This is a genomic window from Pseudomonas sp. NPDC089534, assembly GCF_044749305.1.
In the GTDB taxonomy this organism is placed as follows: Bacteria; Pseudomonadota; Gammaproteobacteria; order Pseudomonadales; family Pseudomonadaceae; genus Aquipseudomonas; species Aquipseudomonas ekonensis.
In genome coordinates this window covers 1-18,947 of sequence record NZ_JBIVHR010000079.1, presented here as the reverse complement: position 1 = coordinate 18,947, position 18,947 = coordinate 1, and the positions used below count along the sequence as shown (strand labels likewise).

The 18,947-nt window shown below is 63.9% G+C and carries 15 protein-coding genes and 1 pseudogene; 11 read left to right on the top strand and 5 right to left on the bottom strand.

Annotated features, from left to right (window positions below; genetic code table 11):
• Positions 1-11 precede the first annotated feature (11 nt).
• From ACIP0B_RS21355 to ACIP0B_RS21340, 4 genes are all read left to right on the top strand, one after another.
• Complete coding sequence (locus tag ACIP0B_RS21355) at positions 12-1,616, top strand: response regulator (RefSeq protein ID WP_400835762.1); 1,605 nt, start codon at positions 12-14, stop codon at positions 1,614-1,616.
• Positions 1,613-2,305, top strand: a complete 693-nt coding sequence (locus tag ACIP0B_RS21350) for a sensor histidine kinase (RefSeq protein ID WP_400835760.1) — start codon at positions 1,613-1,615, stop codon at positions 2,303-2,305. The genes ACIP0B_RS21355 and ACIP0B_RS21350 overlap by 4 nt, the downstream gene beginning before the upstream one ends.
• Before the next feature lie 231 nt (positions 2,306-2,536).
• Positions 2,537-3,778 (top strand): glutamine synthetase family protein, encoded by a 1,242-nt coding sequence (locus ACIP0B_RS21345; protein WP_400835780.1) that lies wholly within the window; start codon positions 2,537-2,539, stop codon positions 3,776-3,778.
• A 69-nt stretch (positions 3,779-3,847) separates the two neighbouring features.
• The gene (locus tag ACIP0B_RS21340; protein ID WP_400835759.1) at positions 3,848-5,197 is read left to right on the top strand and encodes an MFS transporter; all 1,350 of its coding nucleotides are present in this window, start codon (positions 3,848-3,850) and stop codon (positions 5,195-5,197) included.
• Positions 5,198-5,276: 79 nt separating this feature from the next.
• Here the strand turns inward: ACIP0B_RS21340 and ACIP0B_RS21335 are convergent, their stop codons facing one another.
• The 4 genes from ACIP0B_RS21335 to flgA form a co-directional block, all read right to left on the bottom strand.
• Positions 5,277-6,023 (bottom strand): flagellar brake protein, encoded by a 747-nt coding sequence (locus ACIP0B_RS21335; RefSeq protein WP_400835757.1) that lies wholly within the window; start codon positions 6,021-6,023, stop codon positions 5,277-5,279.
• Between the two features lie 92 nt (positions 6,024-6,115).
• The gene (locus ACIP0B_RS21330; protein ID WP_085578213.1) at positions 6,116-6,583 is read right to left on the bottom strand and encodes a flagella synthesis protein FlgN; all 468 of its coding nucleotides are present in this window, start codon (positions 6,581-6,583) and stop codon (positions 6,116-6,118) included.
• 48 nt (positions 6,584-6,631) lie between these two features.
• Complete coding sequence (flgM, locus tag ACIP0B_RS21325) at positions 6,632-6,958, bottom strand: flagellar biosynthesis anti-sigma factor FlgM (protein WP_085578212.1); 327 nt, start codon at positions 6,956-6,958, stop codon at positions 6,632-6,634.
• A 150-nt stretch (positions 6,959-7,108) separates the two neighbouring features.
• A complete protein-coding gene (gene flgA, locus ACIP0B_RS21320; protein ID WP_400835754.1) occupies positions 7,109-7,870 on the bottom strand; it encodes a flagellar basal body P-ring formation chaperone FlgA in 762 nt (253 codons plus the stop codon).
• Positions 7,871-7,952: 82 nt separating this feature from the next.
• Here flgA and ACIP0B_RS21315 point away from each other — a divergent pair, with 82 nt between their 5' ends.
• The 7 genes from ACIP0B_RS21315 to ACIP0B_RS21285 all read left to right on the top strand — a co-directional run bounded on the left by ACIP0B_RS21315 (position 7,953) and on the right by ACIP0B_RS21285 (position 17,715).
• Entirely contained in the window at positions 7,953-8,885 is a 933-nt protein-coding gene (locus ACIP0B_RS21315) for a chemotaxis protein CheV (protein WP_085578210.1), read from the top strand.
• Positions 8,886-8,932: 47 nt separating this feature from the next.
• Positions 8,933-9,760 carry a protein-glutamate O-methyltransferase CheR gene (cheR, locus tag ACIP0B_RS21310; protein ID WP_085578209.1) on the top strand — a complete coding sequence of 276 codons (828 nt, stop codon included), beginning with the start codon at positions 8,933-8,935 and terminating at the stop codon, positions 9,758-9,760.
• A 223-nt stretch (positions 9,761-9,983) separates the two neighbouring features.
• Entirely contained in the window at positions 9,984-10,391 is a 408-nt protein-coding gene (gene flgB / locus ACIP0B_RS21305) for a flagellar basal body rod protein FlgB (RefSeq protein ID WP_085578208.1), read from the top strand.
• Between the two features lie 3 nt (positions 10,392-10,394).
• Positions 10,395-10,838 carry a flagellar basal body rod protein FlgC gene (flgC, locus tag ACIP0B_RS21300; protein WP_085578207.1) on the top strand — a complete coding sequence of 148 codons (444 nt, stop codon included), beginning with the start codon at positions 10,395-10,397 and terminating at the stop codon, positions 10,836-10,838.
• A 15-nt stretch (positions 10,839-10,853) separates the two neighbouring features.
• Positions 10,854-11,579: a flagellar hook assembly protein FlgD gene (gene flgD, locus ACIP0B_RS21295; RefSeq protein WP_400835751.1), complete on the top strand. Its 726-nt coding sequence runs from the start codon at positions 10,854-10,856 to the stop codon at positions 11,577-11,579.
• Between the two features lie 30 nt (positions 11,580-11,609).
• Positions 11,610-12,938 carry a flagellar hook protein FlgE gene (gene flgE / locus ACIP0B_RS21290; protein ID WP_400835749.1) on the top strand — a complete coding sequence of 443 codons (1,329 nt, stop codon included), beginning with the start codon at positions 11,610-11,612 and terminating at the stop codon, positions 12,936-12,938.
• Positions 12,939-13,197: 259 nt separating this feature from the next.
• The gene (locus ACIP0B_RS21285) at positions 13,198-17,715 is read left to right on the top strand and encodes a beta strand repeat-containing protein (protein WP_400835747.1); all 4,518 of its coding nucleotides are present in this window, start codon (positions 13,198-13,200) and stop codon (positions 17,713-17,715) included.
• A gap of 154 nt (positions 17,716-17,869) precedes the next feature.
• On the opposite strand, the pseudogene ACIP0B_RS21280 reads toward ACIP0B_RS21285, so the two are convergent.
• Positions 17,870-18,947 (bottom strand): annotated as a pseudogene (locus tag ACIP0B_RS21280) (ribonucleoside-diphosphate reductase subunit alpha); the annotation flags it as partial.

Here is an 18,947-nt window from a genome sequence, read left to right as displayed (position 1 = left end):
GGAAATCCTCGATGTCGTCGTATCACCAAAAGAGTTTTCTGATCGTCGATGACTTTTCGGATTTTCGCAGTTCCGTGCGTTCGATGTTGCGTGAGCTCGGGGTCAAGGACGTGGACACCGCCGACAGCGGCGAGCAGGCGCTGAAGATGTGTTCGCAGAAGTCCTACGATTTCATCCTGCAGGATTTCCACCTGGGTGACGGCAAGAAGAACGGTCAGCAGGTGCTGGAAGACCTGATGATGGAAAAGCTGATCAGCCACGAGGCGGTGTTCGTGATGGTCACCGCCGAGACCAGTCAGGCGATGGTGCTCAGTGCCCTGGAGCACGAGCCCGATGCCTACCTGACCAAGCCGTTCAACCGCATCGGCCTGGCCCAGCGCCTGGATCGGCTTGAGCAGCGCAAGACCCTGCTCAAGCCGATCCTGCAGGCCCTCGACCGCGGCAAGCCGGTCGAGGTGCTCAATGCCTGCATCGCCCTGTGCAAGCAGGACATCCGCTATTCGCCGCTGTGCCTGCGCTACCGCGCCGATGCGCTGCGCGACATGAACCAGAACGAAGCGCTGGAGCGCCTGTACGACAGCATCCTGGCCGACCGGCCGTTGCCGTGGGCGTTCGCCGGGCTGGGGCAGTTGCTGTTCAAGCGCGGGCAGGTCGCCCAGGCCAAGGGCATTTACGAGAAAGCCCTGAAGGTGTTCCCGATGATGCCGGCGCTGTACGACGGCATGGCCGACGTGCTGGTCGCCGAGGGCGACAGCAAGGGCGCGCAGAAGGTGCTGGAGGAGGCGATCCGCCTGTCGCCGCTGGCGGTGCGCCGGCAGGCGCTGCTGGGCAAGCTGGCGATGGCCAACGAAGATTTCGACACCGCCTCCCGGGCTTACCGCCAGGCGGTGAACCAAGGCGCGCAGTCGCGCTTCAAGGATCCGGAAAGCAACCTCGGCCTGGCCCATGCGCTGATCAGCAAGGGCAGCGAGAAGGGGCTGGACACCCGCACCCGGCTGGAGATCAACACCACCCTCAGCGCCGTGGCCAAGGAAAACCCGTCCGACCCGGGCCTGCAGATCCGTGCGCGCCTGATGAAGGCCACCAGCCTGTTGCTCAACGATGCCGAAACCGCCGAGAAGCTCACCGAACAGGCCCTGCTGCGCCTGGACGGCATGGAGCAGTTCATGAGCCCGGAAGCGGCGCTGCTGGTGGCCAAGCAATTGCAGATGCTCGGCCAGGCCGAGGCCGGCACGTCGATGCTCAAAAGCTGCGCGGAAATCTACGGCGACGATCCGACCGTGATGAAGGACATCGCCAAGCTGACCGACGACCCGGCTATCCTCAGTTCCAGCAACGCCGCCGCCGAGCTCAACCGCCAGGGCGTGCGGGTGTACAAGACCGGCAACCTGGCCGAAGCCCGCGAGGTGTTCCGCCGGGCGCTGAAGATGCAACCGAAGAACATCAGCATCGCGCTGAACATGGCGCAGTCGCTGCTGCACGGCACCGACACCAACGTGCCGTCGGCGGAGCTGGAAGAATGTCGGGCCTGCCTGAAAACGGTCGGCCTGATGCCCGACACCGACGCGCGTTACCCGCGCTACCAGAAGCTGAAAAGCAAGGCGTTTGGCGAATGAACCGAGACGAGCAGGCACTGGATTTCTCCACGGTGATCGCATCCACCGTGCACGACATGAAGAACTCTCTGGCGATGCTGACGCAGGCCCACAGCCAATGGCTGGCGCGGCTGCCCGAGGCGCAGCGCCAGGGGCCGGAGCAAGGGGTGATCGACTTCGAGTTCGCGCACCTCAACGGCATGCTGGTGCAGTTGCTGGCGCTGTACAAGCTGGGCGTCAACCAGATGCCGCTGCAGCCGGCCTACCACGAACTGGACGACTTCATCGAAGCTCAGTTGGCGGCGCACCAGGAGGTGTTCGCCAGTCGCGGGATCATCGCCACCTATGAAGTCGACCCCCTGAGCCCGCTCGGTTTCTTCGACCGCGAGCTGGTCGCCTCGGTGCTGGGCAACATCATCAACAACGCGGTCCGCTATGCCCGCGAGTCGCTGCTGATCACCGTCAGCGACGAGGCCGGGCAACTGGTGCTGAGCGTCAACGACGACGGCGACGGCTATCCGGCCGAGATGCTCGAACGTCAGGCCGACTACGTGCAGGGCATCAACCACAGCAGCGGCAGCACCGGGCTGGGCCTGTACTTCGCCGGACGCATCGCCGCGCTGCATCAGCGCAACGGTGTCGAGGGGCGTACCGAGATCCGCAACGGCGGTCCGTTGGGCGGCGGAGTGTTCAGTCTCTATCTGCCGTGATGCCCCGGCTTTTCAGGTGTTCTGCGGGTTGTTCGGCTTTTTGTTGGCGACTGCTTGATATTCCGAACAGCCGAAGCCTATTTTGTACGGGTCGCCGTTCGCGGCTCGCACAATAACAAGGATTGCGTCATGACAACCGATGGCCAGCGTTCACTCGCGCAGCGATTGACGGGCATTGATGAGATTGAATGTGTCACGCCGGATTTGAACGGCGTGCCACGGGGCAAGGTGATGACCGCCGAGGGCTTCCTCGAAGGGCGGCGTCTGCAGTTGGCCCGGGGGGTGCTGCTGCAGTGCATCATGGGCGGCTACCCGCCGGCGCGGTTCTACGGCAGCGACGACGGCGACCTGGCGCTGGTGGCCGATCCTGCGCAGATCCACCGCCTGCCGTGGAGCGAGCAGCCCCGGGCGCTGGCGATCTGCGATGCGGACGAGCTGACCGGCGAAAGCTCCAGCCTCTCCACCCGCGGCCAACTGAAGGCGGTCATCGCCCGTTATGCCGCCCGTGGCCTGGCGCCGGTGGTGGCGACCGAGCTTGAGTTCTTTGTCTTCGCGCCGAACACCGATCCGACCCAGCCGTTCCAGCCGCCGCTGGGCCTGGACGGGCGCCGCGAGGATGGCCATTCGGCGTTCAGCGTCAGTTCCAACAACGGCCTGCGGCCGTTCTTCAGCGACGTCTATAAATGCATGGCGGCCCTGGGCCTGCCGCGCGACACCTTCATGCACGAGATGGGCGTCAGCCAGTTCGAGATCAACCTGCTGCACGGCGATCCGCTGCTGCTGGCCGACCAGACGTTCCTGTTCAAGCACCTGCTCAAGGAAGTCGCGCTCAAGCACGGCCTGACCGTGGTGTGCATGGCCAAGCCGCTTGCGCACACGCCGGGCAGTTCGATGCACATTCACCAGAGCATCGTCGAAATCGGCAGCGGCAAGAACGTGTTCAGCGACGAGGTCGGGCAGCCGACCGCGATGTTCCGCCATTTCATCGGCGGGCAGCAGGCCGGCCTGGCCGACTTCACCGCGCTGTTCGCGCCGAACGTCAATTCGTACCAGCGCCTGTGCCATCCCTATGCGTCGCCGAACAACGCGTGCTGGTCCCACGACAACCGTGCGGCCGGTCTGCGCATTCCCGCCAGCTCGCCGGTCGCCCGCCGGGTCGAGAACCGCTTGCCGGGCGCCGACGCCAACCCGTACCTGGCGATCGCCGCCAGCCTGGCCGCCGGCCTGCACGGCATCGAGCACGAGCTGGAGCCGACGGCGCCGATCCAGGGCGAGTTCGAAGTGCCGGACAATCTTTCGCTGCCATGTACCTTGCACGCGGCGCTGGAACGTCTGAAGCGTAGCCAGTTGGCCCGGGAACTGTTCGGCAAGGAGTTCATCGAAGGCTACATCGCTTCGAAGAGCATGGAGTTGACCAGTTTCCTCGATGAAATCACTCCCTGGGAACGGCGTGTTCTAGCTGCCCAGGCCTGACGAACCGCCGTCGTCGGGCTATCGTTCGGATAGCCCGACACTTACCGCAAGGAGCCGCTCGGAACGCCGATGCGCCAAATCTGGAAATCCTTTCGAGCGCTGTATTTCGCCTCGCTGATGATGCTGATCGGCTCGGGCCTCCTTTCCACTTATCTGGCCTTGCGCCTGGCGGCCGACCACGTCGACGGGCTGTGGGTCGGTGCGTTGATGGCGGCCAACTATTTCGGCCTGGTGCTGGGCGGCAAGATCGGCCACCGGCTGATCGCCCGGGTCGGGCACATCCGCGCCTATTCCGCGTGCGCCGGGATCGTCGGCGCGGCGGTGCTGGGCCACGGCCTGGTGGACTGGCTGCCGGCGTGGCTGGTGCTGCGGACCATCGTCGGCCTCGGCATGATGTGCCAGTACATGGTCATCGAGAGCTGGCTCAACGAGCAGGCCGACGCCAACCAGCGCGGCCTGGTCTTCAGCGGCTACATGATCGCGTCGTACCTGGGGTTGGTGCTGGGCCAGCTGATCCTGGTGATGCATCCGGGCCTGGGCCCCGAGCTGCTGATGCTGGTGGCGCTGTGCTTTGCCCTGTGCCTGGTGCCGGTGGCCCTGACCCGGCGGATTCACCCCGCGCCCCTGCATCCGGCGCCGATGGAACCGCGCTTCTTCATCAAGCGCGTGCCGCAGTCGCTGAGCACGGTGCTGGGGGCGGGGCTGATCATCGGTTCGTTCTACGGCCTGGCGCCGCTGTATGCCTCGCAGCAGGGGCTGTCCACGGAGCAGGTCGGCCTGTTCATGGGTAGCTGCATCTTCGCCGGGCTGCTGGTGCAGTGGCCGTTGGGCTGGCTATCGGACCGCTACGACCGGGCGCTGCTGATCCGCAGTTTCGCGCTGGTGCTGGCGGTCGCCGCGTTGCCCCTGGCGATCTTGCCGCAGGTGCCGCTGGAGGTGCTGTTCGCCGTCGGGTTCCTGTGTTCGCTGGTGCAGTTCTGCCTGTACCCGCTGGCGGTGGCGTTTTCCAACGACCATGTCGAGAGCGAGCGGCGGGTGTCGCTGACGGCGATGCTGCTGGTGACCTACGGCGTGGGGGCGAGCATCGGCCCGCTGGTGGCCGGCGTGCTGATGAAGCTGTTCGGCAGCCAGAGCCTGTATGCGTTCTTCACGTTCTTTGCGCTGGTGCTGGTGTGGCGGATCCGGCCGAAGGCCGTGACCAACCTGCATCAGGTCGACGATGCGCCGCTGCATCACGTGGCGATGCCCGACAGCATGTCCAGCTCGCCGCTGGTGGCGGCCCTTGACCCGCGCGTCGACGAGCAGGTGGTGCAGGAGCAGATGCACAGTTCGGTCAGTCCGGAGCCGGCGGCGGATGCCGAGCCGGAGCAGGCGCAGGACGAGCCAGAGGACGCGGACGCCGCACCCGCCAAGCCTTAGCGGCGGCTTTGCTGGCCGCAACGAAAAACGGGCAGTCACCGCAAGTGACTGCCCGTTTTTCATGGTGCTGGCGTGAAGGTCAGAAGTCGTCCTTGTCGAACCGACGGGCCTCGCGCTGCAGCTGATAGACGAAGCGCTCGACGTTGCGCGCCGCCGGGCCGCTGATGTTGTGGAAGCGCAGGCCGGCGAAGGTCATGTTCAGCTTCTCTTCGAAGTGCAGGTAGCGCAGCTCGACGGATGCAGGCTGGTTGCCGAACAGCGGCGGGGCGATCAGGCGGTCGTAGACCTGGCCCAATTGCAGGCGCCCGGTGATGTCGCCTTCGAAGCGCAGCTTGCAGCCGGTGGCGGAAATGTCGAGCAGTTTGCCGGAGAGGGGGGACTTGAGCTTTTCGCCGCCCAGTTCGACATTGACCAGGTCGGTCAGCTTCAGGGCTGCGCGAAAAGCGTTGCGGCGCTGGTGGTAGACGACTTCGGTCGGCATGGCGCCGCTGTAGAAGCGGTCGCCTTCGGACTCTTCGATGGTCAGCGGGGTGCTGCATTCCCAGGCGATGCGCACGCCCTCGTGGAAGCCTTCGACCTTGAACGGCTCGCCGGCCTGCAGGAAGCGCTCGCCGTCACGCGGGATCATTTCGTCCAGGGCGATGGTGCCGCTGTCGCGGTCGACCTTGATCAGGTAGCTCTGAAAGCGCTGGCTGCGCTCGTGGAACGTGATGATCAAGGGGTCGTGGCTTTCTTGCAGCTGGCGCAGGTTGCTGGAGATCTCCAGGGGCGTGGTGAGCACCTTGGGTGGCTGCGGAGCATCATCCGCGCTGAGGGCATTGGACACGTTGAATCAATCTCCAGACAAAATTTGACTACGGCTAGCCAGCATTTTGCCAGCATGTTTCACGTGTTGATAGGGCGCCGGCATGGAAGGGCTCACGCCTGGCTGAGTGCGCGCGGTTTCTGCAGGTTCGCGAAGGCGCCGCTGGCATCGTAGAGCGCAGGAGGCTCGCCGCCGGTGAGGATTTTCAGCTGGTTGGCCGTGGCGGCCTGCTGGATCCGGATCGACTGGCCGTTCTTGAGGTTGGCGGCGTGGCACTGGGCGATCAGGTCGGTCAGCACGTCGCTCTGGGACAGCAGCCGGTCGCCGACGCTCGATTGGCTGGCCAGTTGCTCCAGGCCTTGGCGGTCAGCGGGCAGGTTGAGGCTGGCGAGGATCTCGCTGCGTTTGCGGCCATGCTGTTCGAGCAGAATGATCAACGCCTGCTTGCTCGCCAGAATCTCTTCCAGCAGCGGCATGTCGCGACCGTGCAGGGCGAGGTACTCGCTTTGCAGCAACTCCAGCAATTGTTGAGCTGGAGCAAAATCGTCGATGATCAGTTGCAATAAAGTTGTGTCGTGCATGGCTGGCCTTGGGTTTTAAGCGTCCAAAAGCCTGGCGCAGACCGGGGCCTAGCGCTGGGCTTCGAAGTTGAGCAGTTTGCTGGCTACACGGTTGCTGTCGACCTTGTAGCTGCCATCGGCGATCGCCGCCTTCAACTCGGCCACCCGGCCTTTGTCGACGACGGGTTGGTCGCGCAGCTTGTCAGTGATCTTCTGCAACTGTTGAGCCTCATTGCTGAGGTGTACCGATTCCCCGCTTTTTGCGGCAGTGGCCTGTTCGGCCGGGGCGTTCAGCGGTGCGGAAGCGCCGGTTTCGGCGGTTTCCTTGGGTGCGCTGGTGCGTGTGCCGCCCGTAAGTGACGAGGAGCTGTTCAAACGGCTGAAATCGATGACCATGTCAAAAAAACCTCTGGGAATTTGGACGCTTGCCATGTTCTCGGCCATCCCATGGAAAACTTTAGGCCCTTTTGTCAATGAGCCTGCAAGCGCCGGCACGTCTGCCGCTGCGGCACAGTTTAGGGAACGGCTGCGGTCTGCGCCAGTTTTCTACATCGCCACTTCCACTTGGCCGGGCGCGATGACTTGCGCCTTGATGACCCGTTGGGAGTTAAGGTTCTTCACCCGGATCTGTTCCTTGAGCCCGCCGTTGGACAGGGCCTCGCCCGGCATGCGCACGGCGAGCGTGCCGCTGCGGGCGGTGATGACGACCTGATCGCCCTTGCGCACGACTTCAGCCTGTTCCAGGTGCACCAGGGTGATCACCTGATCGGCGACCGTTGGTCGGGTCAATTTCTGCCCGATCGCCTGATCCACCGACGTCAGGAATCCCTGGTTGATCAGGCTGACGTCGCGCTCGCGCAAGGTCACGTCCTGGGGCTCGATGATCCCGGCGCGCTTGAGGGGGCGGGTGGTGGTCACGATCTCGCGAAACAGGCGGACTTGAGCGGGCACGAACACCGTCCAGGGCGACGAGCCCTCGCAGCGCACCTTGACCGTGACCCGCCCCAGAGGACGTCCCGGGCTCTCCAGGGAGGCTGTCAATTCCTTGTCGCACATAGGCATGCGCATGCGCGGGTCGAGCTGCTTGACTTCGATTTCGTAGCGGCCTTCCGTTTGACTGGTGGCCAGATAGTCTTCTACGGTGAATTCAAGAAAGCCTTGAGTGACGCCGATAAGCATGTCAGGCAAGGTAACCGCATCAGCAACGGCAGGGCTGCCAGCGAAAAAGAAGCAAACGGCCGACGCCGCGCAAAGCCATCTGCGGATCGGGGATGCCGGGCGTCGAAAAAATGTCGTTTGAGTGTTCATACGGGTTAAAAAGCAAGCGCCGTGCCGTTTGGCAACGAATGTGCGTCGCAACAACACTTGGCGTTGGCGTAGGAGTCTGTGCATGGCTGGTGTAATGGATTCGGTGAACCAGCGCACGCAACTGGTGGGGCAGAATCGCCTGGAGCTGCTGTTGTTCCGTCTCGACGGTCAGCAGCTCTACGGGATCAACGTGTTCAAGGTTCGGGAAGTGCTGCAATGTCCCCAACTGACGCTGATGCCCAAGTCCAGTCCTGTCGTGTGCGGGGTGGCGAATATCCGGGGGGCGACCATCCCGATCCTTGATCTGGCGATGGCGACCGGTTCCGGTGCTTTGAAAGACAAGAACAGTCCGTTCGTGATCATCACGGAGTACAACACCAAGACCCAGGGTTTCCTGGTGCGCTCGGTGGAGCGCATCGTCAACATGAACTGGGAAGAGATCCATCCGCCGCCCAAGGGCACCGGTCGCGATCACTACCTGACCGCTGTGACTCGGGTGGACAATCAGTTAGTCGAAATCATCGACGTCGAGAAGGTGCTGGCGGAAGTCGCGCCGACGCCGGAGGCGATTTCCCACGGCGTGGTGGACGTCGAGACCCAGAGCAAGGCGTTGTCGCTGCGGGTGCTGACGGTCGACGACTCGTCGGTGGCGCGCAAGCAGGTGACGCGTTGCCTGCAGACGGTGGGCGTCGAGGTGGTGGCGCTGAACGACGGCCGGCAGGCGCTGGATTACCTGCGCAAGCTGGTCGACGAAGGGAAGAAGCCGGAAGAAGAGTTCCTGATGATGATCTCCGACATCGAGATGCCGGAGATGGACGGGTACACCCTCACGGCCGAGATCCGCAGCGACCCGCGCATGCAAAAGCTTCACATCATCCTGCATACTTCGTTGTCGGGTGTGTTCAATCAGGCGATGGTCAAGAAGGTCGGTGCCGATGACTTCCTGGCCAAGTTCCGTCCTGATGACCTGGCATCCCGGGTAGTCGACCGGATCAAAGCAGCAGATATCAGCTAGGGGCGTTCGCCCCTGGCGGTCAACACGATTTAAGAGGCGGCATCAATTTGTCTACGGGTAATTTGGATTTCGAACAGTTCCGGGTGTTCCTGGAGAAAGCCTGTGGCATCTTGCTCGGTGAAAACAAACAGTATCTGGTGTCGAGCCGTCTCAACAAACTGATGGAGCAGCAAGGCATCAAGTCCCTGGGTGAGTTGGTGCAGCGCATCCAGACCCAGCCGCGCAGCGGTTTGCGCGAGCAGGTGGTCGATGCCATGACGACCAACGAGACCCTGTGGTTTCGCGACACCTATCCGTTTGAGGTTCTCAAGAACAAGGTGCTGCCCGAGGCGATCAAGGCCAGCCCCAACCAGCGTCTGCGGATCTGGTCGGCGGCTTGTTCGTCGGGTCAGGAGCCGTATTCGCTGTCGATGTCGATCGACGAGTTCGAGCGGACCAACATCGGCCAGCTGAAGATGGGCGTGCAGATCGTCGCCACCGATCTGTCCGGCAGCATGCTGACCAACTGCAAGACCGGCGAGTACGACAGCCTGGCCATCGGCCGCGGCCTGTCCGCCGACCGCCTGCAGCGCTACTTCGATCCGAAGGGGCCGGGCCGCTGGGCGGTCAAGGCGCCGATCAGGAGCCGGGTGGAGTTCCGCTCGTTCAACCTGCTCGACAGCTACGCCAGCCTCGGCAAGTTCGACATCGTGTTCTGCCGCAACGTGCTGATCTACTTCTCCGCCGAGGTGAAGAAGGACATCCTGATGCGCATCCACAGCACGCTGAAGCCGGGCGGTTACCTGTTCCTCGGCGCTTCCGAAGCGCTGAACGGTCTGCCGGACCATTACCAGATGGTGCAGTGCAGCCCGGGGATCATCTACCAGGCGAAGTGACCGGCACACGGCGACACAAGAAACGGGAGTCCGCGAGGGCTCCCGTTTTTTTGTGCCTGAAGCGGCAGAAAAGCGGCAGGCGGCGGAAACCCGTTGCCGCTTTTCTGGCATTGCCGCCTTGCCGTTGGCCGGCAAGGCCCCGTAATCCGGGGCTTTTCGAAATTGGCATGCCGCTTGCTATAGCCCGATTACGAAAAACTCCGGTCACCTGAAGGTTCCCGACATGAGCATCAGCTTCGACAAAGCGCTCGGCATTCACGAAAAGGCTCTGGGCTTCCGCGCCCAGCGCGCCGAGGTGCTGGCCAACAACATCGCCAACGCCGACACCCCGAACTACAAGGCCCGGGACCTGGACTTCTCCAAGGTGCTGGAGGCCCAGAGCCAGAAGAACGCGAACGGCACCTTCGCCCTGAACATGACCAACAGCCGTCACATCGAGGCCGAAGGCCTGGGCAACGGCGACGAGTCGCTGATGTACCGCACGCCGATGCAGCCGTCGATCGACCAGAACACCGTGGACGCCCAACTGGAGCAGTCGAACTACGCGCAGAACGCGGTCGGCTTCCAGGCCAGCTTCACCCTGCTCAACAGCAAATTCAAAGGGCTGGTATCGGCCCTGCGCGGAGAGTAATCCATGTCCCTGTCCAGCGTTTTCAACATTGCCGGCAGCGGCATGAGCGCACAGAACACCCGTCTGAACACCGTGGCGTCGAACATCGCCAACGCCGAGACCGTCTCGTCGAGCATCGACCAGACCTACCGCGCCCGTCACCCGGTGTTCGCCACCATGTTCCAGGGCGAGCAGAGCTCCGGCGGCAACTCCCTGTTCCAGAACCAGGACGCCGCAGGCCAGGGCGTGCAGGTGCTGGGCGTGGTCGAAGACCAGAGCAACCTGGAGGCGCGCTACGAGCCTAACCACCCGGCGGCCGACGCCAAGGGCTACGTCTACTACCCGAACGTCAACGTGGTGGAAGAGATGGCCGACATGATTTCCGCGAGCCGTTCGTTCCAGACCAACGCCGAAATGATGAACACCGCCAAGACCATGATGCAGAAGGTTCTGACCCTCGGTCAGTGATAAGGGGCGACTGCCATGAGCGTTACCGATACCACCAGCAGCCTGAGCCTGAACGACATCCTGGCGAACTCGTCGAAGAAGACCAGTTCGACCGCCGATGGCATCGCTTCGGCCACCAACAGTTCGACCGGCGGCAAAGCCCTGGGCAAGGACGCGTTCCTGCAACTGCTGGTGACCCAGCTGAAGAACCAGAACCCGCTGGACCCGCAGGACAACAGCGCGTTCGTGGCCCAGCTGGCGCAGTTCAGCAGCCTTGAAGGCATCACCACCCTCAACAGCACCGTCAGTTCGCTGGCCGGCAACTACAACTCGTCGCAGGCCCTGCAGGCCTCGTCGCTGGTGGGTCGCAACGTGATCGTGCAGACCAACTCGGTGCAGCTCGACGACCCGAGCAAAGGCATGACCGGTTCGGTCAACGTCCCCTCGTCCATCGCCGGCGGCACTGTGACCATCACCGACAGCACCGGCAAGGCCGTGCGCACCATCGACCTGGGCAGCCGCGCCGCAGGCAATGCGAGCTTCACCTGGGACGGCAAGGACAAGGACGGCAACCTGGTCACCGCGGGCACCTACACCGTCAAGGCCAACGCCCCGATCAACGGCACGGCGACGGACCTGGTCACCTACCTGCCGGCCACCGTCAACAGCGTGACGATCAGCCAGACCGGCGGCGAGCTGATGCTCAACCTGTCCGGCAAGGGCACCGTCGCCCTGTCCAAAGTACAAACCATTGGTATATAGAGCCGACCCACCGGCACAAAGGAGTGAAAAATGTCTTTTAACATCGGCCTCAGCGGTCTCTATGCAGCCAACAAACAACTGGACGTGACCGGCAACAACATCGCCAACGTCGCGACCGCCGGTTTCAAGTCCTCCCGCGCCGAATTCGCCGACGTCTACTCGTCGACCCGCCTGGGCAGCGGCAGCAAGGTCATCGGCAACGGCGTGCGCCTGGCCAACGTGTCCCAACAGTTCACCCAGGGTGACATCAGCAACACCGGCAACGTGCTGGACATGGGCATCAACGGTTCCGGCTTCTTCACCCTGAGCAACAACGGTTCGATCACCTACACCCGTGCCGGCACGTTCAAGGTCGACAAGGACGGCTTCATCACCAACACCGACTACACCTCGCGCCTGCAAGGCTACGGTGTGGATTCCAACGGCAAGATCATCAACGGCGTGCTGACCGACCTGAAGATCGACACCTCGAACCTGGCGCCGAAGTCCACCTCGCTGGTGACCTCGACCATCAACCTGAACTCCACCGCGCCGGTGATCGACGATACCGTGGCGGCAGGCAAGTTCGACCCGACCAACACCGCGACCTACACCAAGTCGTTCAGCACGCCGGTCTATGACAGCCAGGGCAACTCCCACGTCATGGACCAGTACATGGTCAAGACCGGCGCCAACACCTGGAAGGTCTACACCCTGGTGGACGGCCGCAACCCGGACGCCACCGGCAGCGATCCGAAGACCACCGCACCGGTGGCTTCGACCATGACCTTTGACAGCGCCGGTAAACTGACCCAGGTCAGCACCCCGAATCCGCTGGGTGGCCCGGCTATCATCAGCAGCGACCTGAAACTCACCGGCTGGGTGCCGGGCACCGTGACCAACGGCGTCTGGAAAGCCAACGGCGCGTCGGCCAACCCGGCGGGCATCACCATCTCGATGGCCAAGACCACCCAGTTCAACGCCGACACCGCCCGTTCGATCCCGACCCAGGACGGCTACGCCACCGGCCAGATCACCAACCTGACCATCGACGGCACCGGCACCCTGTTCGCCAACTTCAGCAACAACCAGAGCAAGGCCATCGGCCAGGTCGCGCTGGCCAGCTTCACCAACGAACAGGGCCTGCAGCCTGTCGGCGGCACCGCCTGGAGAGAGACCTACGCTTCGGGCATCCCGGGCTACGACGCACCGAAGACCGGTACCCTGGGCGAAGTGGCATCCAACTCGCTGGAAGAGTCGAACGTCAACCTGACCAACGAGCTGGTGGACCTGATCAAGGGCCAGAGCAACTATCAGGCGAACGCCAAGACCATCTCGACCCAAAGCACCATCATGCAGACCATCATTCAGATGACCTGATCCGGGTTGATCGCAACAAGAGGACCGGCGCCAGTGGCGCCGGTTTTTTTATGCCCGCCGAAAACGTCTATAGAACAAGTGACTGCCGTTCGTCGGATTTTTGGTTTGATTTTTGCACTCCCGCCGCATCCGGCACGTGCGTGTCAAAAACTTTTCCACCTGCTTCATTGAGCCAGGACACCGCTTGGCGATATGGAAATCAGGAAGCTTCCATTCCCTGTTTCACCGTAGTTTCCACAACACACACAAGGAAGATGCAATGGCGGTAATTAATGGCTCCAACGGCCCTGACAATCTGGTGGGCACCGCAGGAGACGACCAGATCCGCGGAATGGCGGGCGACGACATTCTCGATGGCGGCGCCGGCAACGACGTGCTGATGGGCGGGGCGGGGGCTGACCGGTTGATCGGCGGCGCCGGCACCGACACGGCCAGCTACGACGATGACGTATCGGGTGCGGGCGTGACGGTCAACCTCAAGACCGGCGTACACACCGGGCTGGCCCAGGGCGACACCTTCGAAGGCATCGAGGTCATCCGCGGCACGACCTACCACGACAAATTCGTCGCCGACGGCAACGCCTACGCGTTCGATGGCGGCAACGGCCAAGACTCCCTGAGTTACGCCCTCTCCGAGCAGGCCGTGAACATCACGATGGCAGGCGGTGTCGGCAGCGGGACCGGCGGCGACGCCCAGGGCGACACGTTCAGCAACATTGAAGTGGTCATCGGCTCGGACTACGACGATGTCTTCACCGTGACGTCCGGCGGCGGATCCTTCAGCGGCGGCGCCGGCAACGATGTCTACATCATCAACAGCGCCACCTTCTCCGGCGTCGGCGAACTGGCGGGCGGCGGCGACGACGAGATCCGCACAAGCTTGTCCAGCATGGGCATGAGCGCCGAAGTGGAGCGCCTGACCTACACCGGCAGCGGCAACTTCACCGGCCGCGGCAACGCCGGCGACAACATCATCACCGGCGGCGCCGGCAACGACGTGCTGATCGGCGGCGCCGGCGCGGACCGTCTGATCGGCGGCGCGGGCATCGACACCGCCAGCTACGAAGACGACAACTCCGGCCTCGGCGTGACGGTCAACCTCAAGACCGGCGAGCACACCGGGCTGGCCAAGGGCGACACGTTCGACAGCATCGAGGTCATCCGCGGCACGACCTACCACGACAAATTCTTCGCCGATGCGTCGGCCAACACCTTCGACGGTGCCGTCGGCTACGACAGCGTGAGCTACGCCCTGTCCGAGCAGGCGGTGAACCTGACCGTGACGGGCACCACCGGCACCGGCTCCGGCGGCGATGCAGAAGGCGACATGTACAGCAACATCGAGTCGTACATCGGCTCGGCCTACGATGACGTCTTCACCGTGACCTCCGGCAACGCGTCGTTCGCCGGAGGGGCCGGCAACGATGTCTACATCATCAACAGCGCCGGCGGCGCGGGGGCCGTCGAACTGGCCGGCGGGGGTGACGACGAGATCCGCACCAACCTTTCCAGCATGGGCATGGGCGCTGAAGTGGAGCGCCTGACCTACACCGGCAGCGGCAACTTCACCGGGCGCGGCAACGCCGGCGACAACATCATCACCGGCGGCGCGGGCAACGACGTGCTGATCGGCGGTGCGGGTGCCGACCGGTTGATCGGCGGCGCGGGCATCGACACCGTCAGCTACGAAGACATCGTTTCGGGCGTCGGCGTGACGGTCAACCTCAAGACCGGCGTCCACACGGGCATCGCCACGGGCGATACGTTCAGCGGCATCGAAGCCTTCCGCGGCTCCAGCTTCGCCGACAACTTTGTCGCCGACGAGAGCGCCACCACTTTCGACGGCGGCACCGGCGTCGATACCCTGAGCTTCGCCGGTTCCGCACAGGGCGTCAGCCTGACCGTGGCGAACAACGCCGGCAGCGGTTTGGGCGGCGACGCCCAGGGCGACCTGTTCAGCAACATCGAAGGCTTCTACGGTTCGGCCTTCGACGACGTGTTCACCGTGACGGCCGGCACCACGACGTTCAGCGGCGGCGCCGGCAACGACGTCTACGTCATCAACGGCAACGGTACGTCGTCGGTGATCGAATCGGCGGGCGGCGGCGACGACGAAGTGCGCACCAATCTGGCCAGCCTGACGCTGTCGGCCGAAGTCGAGCGCCTGACCTACACCGGCACCGGCAATTTCACCGGCCGCGGCAACGCCTCGGACAACATCATCACCGGCGGCGCGGGCAACGATCTGCTCATGGGCGGCGCGGGCGGCGACCGCTTCATCGGCGGCGCCGGCACCGACGTCGCCAGCTACGAAGACAGCACCGTCACGGGTGTGACGGTCAACCTCAAGACCGGTGTCCACGGGGGCATCGCCGCCGGCGACACCTTCACCGACATCGAGATCATCCGCGGCAGCAAGTTCGGCGACACCTTCGTCAGCGGGCTGGAGGCGCACAACTTCGACGGCGGCATCATCGGCGGCGTGGATACCGTCGACTACTCGACCTCCGAACAGGCCGTCAACATCACCCTCACCACGGGCGGTGCGGGCAGCGGGCAGGGCGGCGACGCCCAGGGTGACACGTTCACCAACATCGAGCGGATCGTCGGTTCGGCCCAGAACGATGTCTTCACCACCGGCGTCGGATCCTTCACCCTGGAGGGCGGTGCGGGCGACGACCTGTACATCATCAACGGCCCGGCCTCCCAGACGATCGTCGAGACCGCCGGAGGCGGCAACGACGAAGTGCGCACGACGCTGGCGAACATGACGCTGAGTGCGGAGGTCGAGCGTCTGACCTACACCGGCACCGGCAACTTCACCGGTCGCGGCAACGTCTCCGACAACATCATCACCGGCGGCGCCGGCAACGATACCTTGATGGGCGGCGCAGGCGCCGACCGCTTCATCGGCGGCGCCGGCACCGACACCGTCAGCTACGAAGACAGCGGCGCGGCCGTCACGCTCAACTTCAAGACTGGCGTGCACAGCGGCATCGCCGCGGGCGACACCTATGCCGACATCGAGCTGATCCGCGGCTCGCAGTACGGCGACACGTTCATGGCCGGCAGCGGCGCGGACCGCTTCGACGGCGGCGCCGGCACGGCCATCGACGTGGCGGACTACTCGCAGTCGGAACAAGGCGTGACCCTGACCCTGGGCGCCACCGGCGCCGGATCGGGCACCGGTGCCGGCGGCGACGCCGAAGGCGACAGCTTCACCGGGATCGAGAAGATCATCGGTTCGGCCAACAACGACGTGTTCGTCAGCAACGCCAACTCGGCCTCCTTCACCGTGCAGGGCGGGGCCGGCGACGACGTCTACATCCTCAACAATGCCACGTTCGGCTCGATCATCGAGCTGGCCGACGGCGGCAACGATGAGGTGCGCACCAACCAGGCCTACTACCTCATGAACGCCGGCATCGAGCGTCTGACCTACACCGGCACCGGCAGCTTCCAGGCCCGGGGCAATGCGCTGGACAACGTCATCACCGGCGGCGCCGGCAACGATGTGCTGATGGGCGGCGACGGCGGCGACACCTTCATCGGCGGCGACGGCTTCGACACCGTCAGCTACAACGACATCGGGCCGGTGGGCGTGGTCGTCAACCTCAAGACTGGTGAGCACACGGCGATCGCCAAGGGCGACACCTTCCAGAGCATCGAGAAAATCGTCGGCTCGGGTCGCGATGACACCTTCATGGGCGACGACCAGGCCAACATCTTCGACGGCGGTTTCGGGCGCGACACCGTCAGTTTTGCGTTCGAAGGCTCGGCCATCACGCTGGATCTCAACCTGCCGCTGACCGGGGCTGCGGCCGGCGACACTTACCTGAACATCGAGAACTGGGAAGGCACCGCGTTCAACGATACGCTGATCGGCACGGCCGGCGTCGAGACGTTCATCGGCGGCAAGGGCGCCGACTACATCGACGGCGGTGCCGGCGCCGACGCGGCCTGGTACCTGGGCAGCTCGGCGGCGGTGCAGATCGACCTGCTGGCCAACACCGTGACCGGCGGCGACGCCACCGGCGACGTGCTGGTCAACATCGAAGGCCTGCACGGTTCGGCCTTCAACGATACCCTGACCGGCAATGCCCTGAACAACGAGCTCTACGGCGGTGCGGGCAATGACGTGATCCGCGGCGGCGATGGCCACGACAGGATCTACGGCGGCCAGTACGAGCCGTATGCGTTCAACGGCCCTGACCGCAGCGGTCCGGCCGAAGCGGACATGCTGTTCGGCGGCAACGGCGATGACAGCATGTGGAGCGCCAACAACGACCGCGGCAGCATCCTGCACGGCGACGCCGGCAATGATGCCATCAATGTCTATGCCGGCATCGCCTACGGTGATGAAGGCAACGATTCGCTGGTCGGCGACGGGCCGGGCTATCAGTTGTTCGGCGGCGCGGGCGTGGACACCTTGATCATGGTCGGCAACGGTTTTGCCTTTGGCGGAGAAGGCTCCGACACCTACAAGGTGAACGGGACGACGGGCCGTTTCGTGATCAAGGATGAAGGCAACTCCAGCGGCGACTGGGTGGTGTTGTCGAACATCCAGTCCAAAGCGGATGTGTTCATCGCGAGCGACGGCGTCAATGCCTACATCTACAAGGCGTCCGACTGGAACGCCGGCTACAAGGGCAACGCGGTGGTGCTGGCCGACTGGTACGCCGGTTCCGCCACCATCGAGAACTTCACGACCGCCAACGGTGACAGCTTCACCATTCCGGTCGTAGGGCAGGCGATGACCGAGTCGTTCATGGTCTGATTCTCTGATGCAACAATGAAAACGGCGAAGCCTGAAGGGGCTTCGCCGTTTTTTGTGGCCCGCTTTTCCTGCGCCCAAAGAAAACCCCCGGCAAACCGAAGGTCTGTCGGGGGTTGTTCGTTCAGGCGTCTCGCGACGCCTGAAGGCGCTCAGCTTATTGGCAAGCTTCGCAATCCGGCTCGTCGATGGCGCAGGCCTTCGGCACTGGAGCAGGGCCTGCCGGTGCGGTCGGTGCCGCCAGGACGGAGTCGTCGCCGTGGTTGCCGCCCGCGGACACCGCGTTCAGCTTGCCGGTGTTGATGGTCGACTTCTCGGTGCTGGTCGCGGCCAGGGCACGGAGGTAGTAGGTGGTCTTCAGGCCACGGTACCAGGCCATGCGGTAGGTCACGTCCAGCTTCTTGCCCGAGGCGCCGGCGATGTACAGGTTCAGCGACTGAGCCTGGTCGATCCACTTCTGGCGGCGGCTGGCGGCGTCGACGATCCACTTGGTGTCCACTTCGAACGCGGTGGCGTAGAGCGCCTTGAGCTCCGCCGGGATGCGCTCGATCTGCTGCACCGAACCGTCGTAGTACTTCAGGTCGTTGATCATGACCGAGTCCCACAGGCCGCGGGCCTTGAGGTCGCGGACCAGGTACGGGTTGATCACGGTGAATTCGCCCGACAGGTTCGATTTCACGTACAGGTTCTGGTAGGTCGGTTCGATCGACTGCGACACGCCGGTGATGTTGGCGATGGTGGCGGTCGGTGCGATGGCCATGATGTTGGAGTTACGGATGCCTTTCTGCACACGGGCGCGAACCGGTGCCCAGTCCAGGGATTCGTTCAGGTCCACATCGATGTACTTCTCGCCGCGGGCCTTGATCAGGATCTGCTGGGAGTCCAGCGGCAGGATGCCCTGGGACCACAGCGAGCCTTCGAAGGTCTCGTAGGCGCCGCGCTCGTCGGCCAGGTCGCAGGACGCCTGGATCGCGTAGAAGCTGACGGCTTCCATCGACTTGTCGGCGAACTCGACCGCTTCCTGCGAGCCGTAGGCGATGTGCTGCAGGTACAGCGCGTCCTGGAAGCCCATGATGCCCAGGCCCACCGGACGGTGCTTGAAGTTGGAGTTCTTCGCCTGCGGCACCGAGTAGTAGTTGATGTCGATCACGTTGTCGAGCATGCGCACGGCGGTGTTCACGGTGCGTTGCAGCTTGGCGGTGTCCAGCTTGCCGTCGACGATGTGGTTCGGCAGG